Below are 5,870 nucleotides of genomic sequence, written 5' to 3'. Positions count from 1 at the left end.
CACACGGCGCCTACCACAGCGCATAGAAAATAAAGCGCGGCTCTTGCATAATCGCCGCCTCTAAAAATTTTAAGCGACCGCAAAATTTTAAAATTTAAAAGCAGCCTTCGATTAAGCCGATTTTTATAAATTTGGATTTGCTTTGTAGCAGCGCAATCTGGTGAGCAAGGCGCAACTATAAGTTACGCAGCTAGCTTTACGTCAGCTGCTTAAACATTTCGATCTGCTCCTTCGTAAGCTCGATCAAATCATCGTTTGCATATTTAAGCGATGTCTCCAGGCTTGCGATGAGCTCCTTACGGACGAAGCTCACGCTAAAAAGCGTCGCCCAAAATCGCGCTCCGCTGCCCGTGCTCGGATCTTCTAAGACCGCTCTAAGCGCAGCTACCGCAGCAGCATCGTCCGCCGCGCCCAATACCTCGTCCACGAGCGGATATTCACCTGCGCCGTCGCCCTCGTTTAGCGAGCGCAAAAGCGGCTCAAGCGCCTCGTCGCAGGGATTATCACGCAAAAACTCCCGTACCGCGCGAAACTCTGCCGCGAGCTGATCCGAAAGCTGCGCAGGCATCGGCTGATGAAGTCTCAAAAAGTCTAATGCCGTTTGCTTGTCCATAAAATTCCTTTTAAATGATATGCGCGATTGTAGCTAATTTTGGATTGCAAAGAGATAAATTTACTCTAATTTATCAGCCATTTCCGTCATAAATTCTCAATGATCTTAAATAATTAGACAGTGGTTTTTAGGCGCGATTTTCGATGGGCTTTGCGGATTGCAAAATAAAATTCCAAAATTTTATGCAAATAAAAAAGCCCCCGCGAAGTGCAGGGGCTTACAAGCTTGATCTGTTTAGTCCGGCAAAATTTAGCAGACTAAGAGGGATTATTCCTCGATCTTGCCGGTTTTGATGCGGCGCTCGTAGATTTCGCGCATCTCTCTAATGTCGTTTTTGACCTCGAATACGCCGTGCCAATGCGAATAATCAGGTCCGCCCATTAGCGCGCCCTGGCGCATTCTGCGACCCTCGTGGTGCCATGAAACATAATAGATTCGCTGAAACGCATCCGCCCAAGGATCGTCTTTTAGGAGTTTCTTTTCCTTAAGCTCTTTTAGCATCTTAGTCGCTTCGTCGTTGTAAACGTTATATAGAAGTACCTGTTTATCGCCCACCTCAAAGAAATTATTCGTGTGGGTGCTTGCGTGGCACTCTTTGCAGACTTGCTTCATCTCCGCACGCGCTGCCTCAGGACCGTTTAGGTTACCCGCCAAAGGATTGCCGACGTTTAACTTGCCGGTATTTAAAAACTCGCTTACCGCGGTCTCATTACCGCCGGTGCGTAGATTGCTCTTAGGCTGCCACAAATTCCACTTCAAGCGTTGAGATACATTGTGAGTGGAGTTTAGATCGCCCACACCGCCGCTAATATGGCAGGTCGCGCATGTAGGGGCGCGGTAGTCAGGAACTGCCCAAGTACCAGGAGCGCTGTCAAATTTCCATTCATTGCCTTCGGCGTTAAATACGTGTCCGTGCATTGAGTTGTTGTAAATTTCGATATCCGGATGATCAGGTCCTAAGTGGCAAGATGCGCAAGCAGCAGGCTTACGAGCTTCAGCAATCGAAAATTTATGACTCGAGTGGCATGATTTGCATCCGCCTACGCTACCGTCCGGATAAACCGTACCGATGCCGTAAACGGGCCAGGTCTCTTTGGTAGGCTTGTTATGCTCATCCATTTTAATGACGCTACCGTGGCATTGAGAGCAGCCGGTAATATCAGGCGCGTGTTTAAGATCAGGGATATCACGTCCTTCGTAGTGATACATTAGATCAACCATTCCTTTGTTGGCTTGCATCTGCATAGCGCCTCTTGCGTGACCGCTGTTTTCAAACTCTTTAACCTCGTTACTGTGGCATTTGGCACAGGTTTTAGGGCTAACTAGCACCGAAATATGATTGTCTGTGTCTTTCGGATGCGGCTCTTTAGCTGCCATAGGGCTATCTGCTGGCTGCGAGTGGCAGTCGGTACAGCTAACGCCTACGTGAGCGTGGCGGCTCATCTTCCAATCCGCAACGACGCCCGGAGTTTTTTCGGCATGGCACTCGACGCAGCGTCTAGCTAGCGGCGTAAGCTGCCTATTTACCTTTAAATTTCCCGTTAAATTAATATTTACGGCGTTGCTTAAATTTGCATCCATGGCTGCCATCGCGCCGTGCTCGGCGCTCGGCGCTTGGGCAAATGCAAATGTTGCGATACAGGCTATTAAAATAGCGACTTTTTTTAGCATTGCTTCTCCTTTACTTGGTTTTGTTATTTTCTAGGTTGTATTTATCCCAATATTTGGTGATCTCTATACCCATATTTTTGTGACCGACGTTTTCGTGGCACTGCACGCAGGTTTTGCCGGTAGTGCCCGCGAAATAATCCCTATGCGCGAGCCAGGCTTTATCTACCTGGTTGTTTTGCTCCTTTAAATTTCGGTGGCAGCTTAGGCAGCCACTCTCATAGACGAAATGATTTCGTTCCTTGCGCTTGTCTTGCCAGTCGATCTTATCGGCATCGGTAAAGACCGTCTTATAGACATCATTTGCGGAGGTTAGAGCTTTGGTCCAAAGATACATAAAGGTATTTTCATGAGAGACGTGACAGGCGACGCAATCGGCCTTGAAGCCTTGCGGGTTATTGCCGCCGTGAACATCGTTGTGAAATGCGTTTGCCATCGGCTGCATCGTGTGACAGGATACGCAGAATTTATCGGTGCCCGTAAGGTGAACCATCTCCGCAATCCCAAGAGAAAGTATCATTCCTATAAGCACACAAGCGCCCACGAGCAGCACAAGAGTTTTCTTTTTCATAGGTTTCCTTGATTTTAAAATTTCTTCGCAAAATTTTTAGTATTTGATAATTCGAAAAGTGGTATTTTATTATAAAAAGATTAAAAACCGCTTATTTTCTAGCCTTTTGTTAAAATTTATTAAATGAAGATAAAATTTTAAACTAAGTTTTTAGTTTAACGGAATATAATCCATTAAAATTTCAATACAAGGAGAGATAATGAAAACGATCCAAGCGGCTGAGATTACAAAAGTAGTCAGCGAGCTTTGCAAAAAAGCCTGTTATCACGTTACGCCCGACATGCGCGCGGCGTTTGAGAAGGCGCGCGAGAACGAGACTTCGTCTATCGGCAAGGATATCTTGGGCAAGCTTTTGCAAAATGCCGATTTGGCGGCGAAAGAGGTCGCGCCGATCTGCCAAGATACCGGTATGACGGTGGTTTTTGTCGAACTCGGTCAGGACGTGCATATCGAGGGCGGATATCTGGAGGATGCTATCAACGCAGGTGTTGCGGACGGCTACGTAGGTGGCTATCTACGCAAATCCGTGGTCGCAGAGCCGCTTTTTGAACGAAAAAACACCACGAACAATACCCCTACGGTCATCAATACCCGCATCATCCCCGGCGACAAGCTTAAGATCAAAGTAGCTCCGAAGGGCTTTGGCAGCGAAAACAAATCTGTGCTAAAAATGCTCGTCCCCGCAGACGGCATCGAGGGGGTAAAAAAGGTATTTTTAGAGGCGGTCAAATACGCAGGCCCTAACGCTTGCCCTCCTATGGTCGTAGGCGTCGGTATCGGCGGCACGATGGATAAGGCGGCGCTTTTAGCCAAGCAAGCCGCGGTTCGCTCGATCGACAGCAGAAATCCCGACGAGCGCTACGCCAAGCTAGAGGATGAATTATTGGAGATGGCACGCGCTACGGGCGTCGGTCCGCAGGGTTTGGGCGGCATAAATACCGCCGTTAAGGTAAATGTAGAGTGGTATCCGACCCACATAGCAGGGCTTCCGGTCGCCGTTAATATCAACTGCCACGCGGCTCGCCATGCCGACGCCGAACTATAAGGAGGAAATTATGTCAGAAGTTAAAAGAATTACCGCACCTTTCGATAAAAGCGTAGTAAAAAGCCTAAAGGCGGGCGATAATGTCCTAATCAGCGGCACCATCATCGCAGCTCGCGATGCCGCGCACAAGGCTCTAACCGAAACCCTCGCTCGCGGCGAGAAGCTACCCGTAAACTTAGCCGGCGAGACGATATATTATCTGGGACCAACCCCTGCCAAACCGGGCCAGGCTATCGGTGCTGCGGGACCTACGACTAGCGGACGCATGGATAAATATACTCCTACGATGATAAACGAAGTAGGCATCAACGGCATGATCGGCAAGGGCTACCGCAGCGACGCCGTCGTCGAAGCGATGAAAAAATCTGGTTGCGTCTATATGGTCGCCATCGGCGGTGCGGGCGCGCTGATTAGCCAAAGTATCAAAAAATACGAAGTGCTAGCCTATCCCGAGCTCGGCCCCGAGGCGGTCGCGCGACTTACCGTCGAGGATTTCCCCGCTATCGTAGCGATCGACAGCGAGGGCAATAACTTCTACGAAGTAGGTCAGGCGCCCTATGGAAAAATCTAAATTTTGCTAGCGGTGTCCGCGCTGTGCTTTTTGCGGCACGGGCGTCCGTAAATTTATCTACGTTCGCTCACGGGTGCCCGTAAATTTCGAGGCATAAACTACGGCGTCTATTTTGCGAAATTTTACGGCGTGGCGCAGTGAAATTTTATAGCGAAATTTAAATCGTGTTCGTAAAATTTTGTCTCCATTTGCGGCATGGAATTTTTAGAATTTCGCGCCGCTTAAATTTATACCGCAATCCCGTCTTCGCTCCATTTAAACAATCCGCCGTTAAAATTTAATCGCAAATTTATCCAAACCGAAATTTTAAAATTTCGGCGTCGTTCGTAAGCAAATTTAAAGCCCGCAAGCGTCATAATCCATCTCAAATTTAAAAGGAGCAAAATGAGCGCAAGCGAGCTGGAGCAGATCAGGCTGGAGCTTTTGTATAAGGCGAAAAGAAATATGATCTTAGCGGCGGCGTGCATGCTATTTTACGGCGCGTTTTTGTTATACAAGCTACGCGACGGAGGAGAGATGGTAGATTTGTTGTCTCTTATCGGATTATTCGCGGTTGTTCTTATAGTAGCCGTTTTGTGCGATAAAAGCTCCATAAAAGCTAAGATAATCTACGCTGCCTGCCTTTTTGCTATGAGCCTATTTCTAAACGATTTACAAAATCGCCCCATGATTTCCAAATATATCTTACTCGCGATTATAACTTTAATCTTGGCTGCTTCGAGCTTATTCGTATTGTTTAGAGGCTTTAAACAAGATTATTCGGTAAAATTTCAGTGCGCCTTTAAAGAGCATTATCTAATGCCTTATTTCAAGGCGTTCGGCTATCGATACGATATTGGAGGCAGTATCGATCCCGCCAAGCTTAAGCTCTCGGGGCTCTTTTTTCGACTAGATAAATTCAAAGGCGGCAACGACAGGGTCTCGGGCGTTTATGACGGCGTGAAGTTCGCATTTTGTGACGTAAGTTTATTTAATAGATTTTCGGAAAGCGAAATCCTCGGCACCTTTTTCTACGCGGAATTTAACAAACGCATAAGTGCCAAAACCCTGATTTTTCCCGCTCGCGCCGGCGCGCCGAACACCCTCGGGCTAAAAAAGATAGATATGGACGATGCGGAGTTTAACGCTACCTTCGCCGTGTATTGCGAGGACGCGGCGGGCGCGATGTATATTCTAACGCCCGCCTTTATGCGGAGGCTCTTGCGCTTCGCAGGTGCCGTAGCCGCGCCCGTTAGCCTTAGCTTCGCAGATAGCAAAATTTACATTTTCGTAAATACGGGGCGCGATAATTTCGAGCCCGACATCGACGAAAGCGTGCTACGCCGCGACCCTGCCGCGCAGCTCAAGCGCGAGCTTTCGCACTTTTTAGCGATCGTAAAAAACCTAAAACTAAACGAAAGAA

At 47.9% G+C, this 5,870-nt stretch carries 6 protein-coding genes; 3 read left to right on the top strand and 3 right to left on the bottom strand.

The annotated features are described in order from the left end of the window. Positions 1-196: 196 nt before the first annotated feature. From Q0236_RS11960 to Q0236_RS11950, 3 genes are all read right to left on the bottom strand, one after another. Positions 197-613, bottom strand: coding sequence for a hypothetical protein (locus Q0236_RS11960; RefSeq protein WP_297918349.1), 417 nt, complete (start codon positions 611-613; stop codon positions 197-199). A 267-nt stretch (positions 614-880) separates the two neighbouring features. Continuing rightward, positions 881-2,284 carry a multiheme c-type cytochrome gene (locus tag Q0236_RS11955; protein ID WP_297918346.1) on the bottom strand — a complete coding sequence of 468 codons (1,404 nt, stop codon included), beginning with the start codon at positions 2,282-2,284 and terminating at the stop codon, positions 881-883. A gap of 10 nt (positions 2,285-2,294) precedes the next feature. Then, a complete protein-coding gene (locus tag Q0236_RS11950; protein ID WP_297918343.1) occupies positions 2,295-2,852 on the bottom strand; it encodes a NapC/NirT family cytochrome c in 558 nt (185 codons plus the stop codon). Between the two features lie 199 nt (positions 2,853-3,051). Between Q0236_RS11950 and Q0236_RS11945 the strand changes: the two genes are divergently transcribed. The 3 genes from Q0236_RS11945 to Q0236_RS11935 form a co-directional block, all read left to right on the top strand. Further along, positions 3,052-3,897, top strand: a complete 846-nt coding sequence (locus tag Q0236_RS11945) for a fumarate hydratase (protein WP_297918340.1) — start codon at positions 3,052-3,054, stop codon at positions 3,895-3,897. 10 nt (positions 3,898-3,907) lie between these two features. Continuing rightward, positions 3,908-4,468: a Fe-S-containing hydro-lyase gene (locus tag Q0236_RS11940; RefSeq protein WP_297918337.1), complete on the top strand. Its 561-nt coding sequence runs from the start codon at positions 3,908-3,910 to the stop codon at positions 4,466-4,468. A 384-nt stretch (positions 4,469-4,852) separates the two neighbouring features. Then, the coding region (locus tag Q0236_RS11935; protein ID WP_297918334.1) for a DUF3137 domain-containing protein at positions 4,853-5,870 on the top strand (1,018 nt) is incomplete at its 3' end.

This window comes from uncultured Campylobacter sp., from assembly GCF_938031315.1.
GTDB lineage: Bacteria > Campylobacterota > Campylobacteria > Campylobacterales > Campylobacteraceae > Campylobacter_B.
This window is presented reverse-complemented; position numbering and strand designations above follow the sequence as displayed.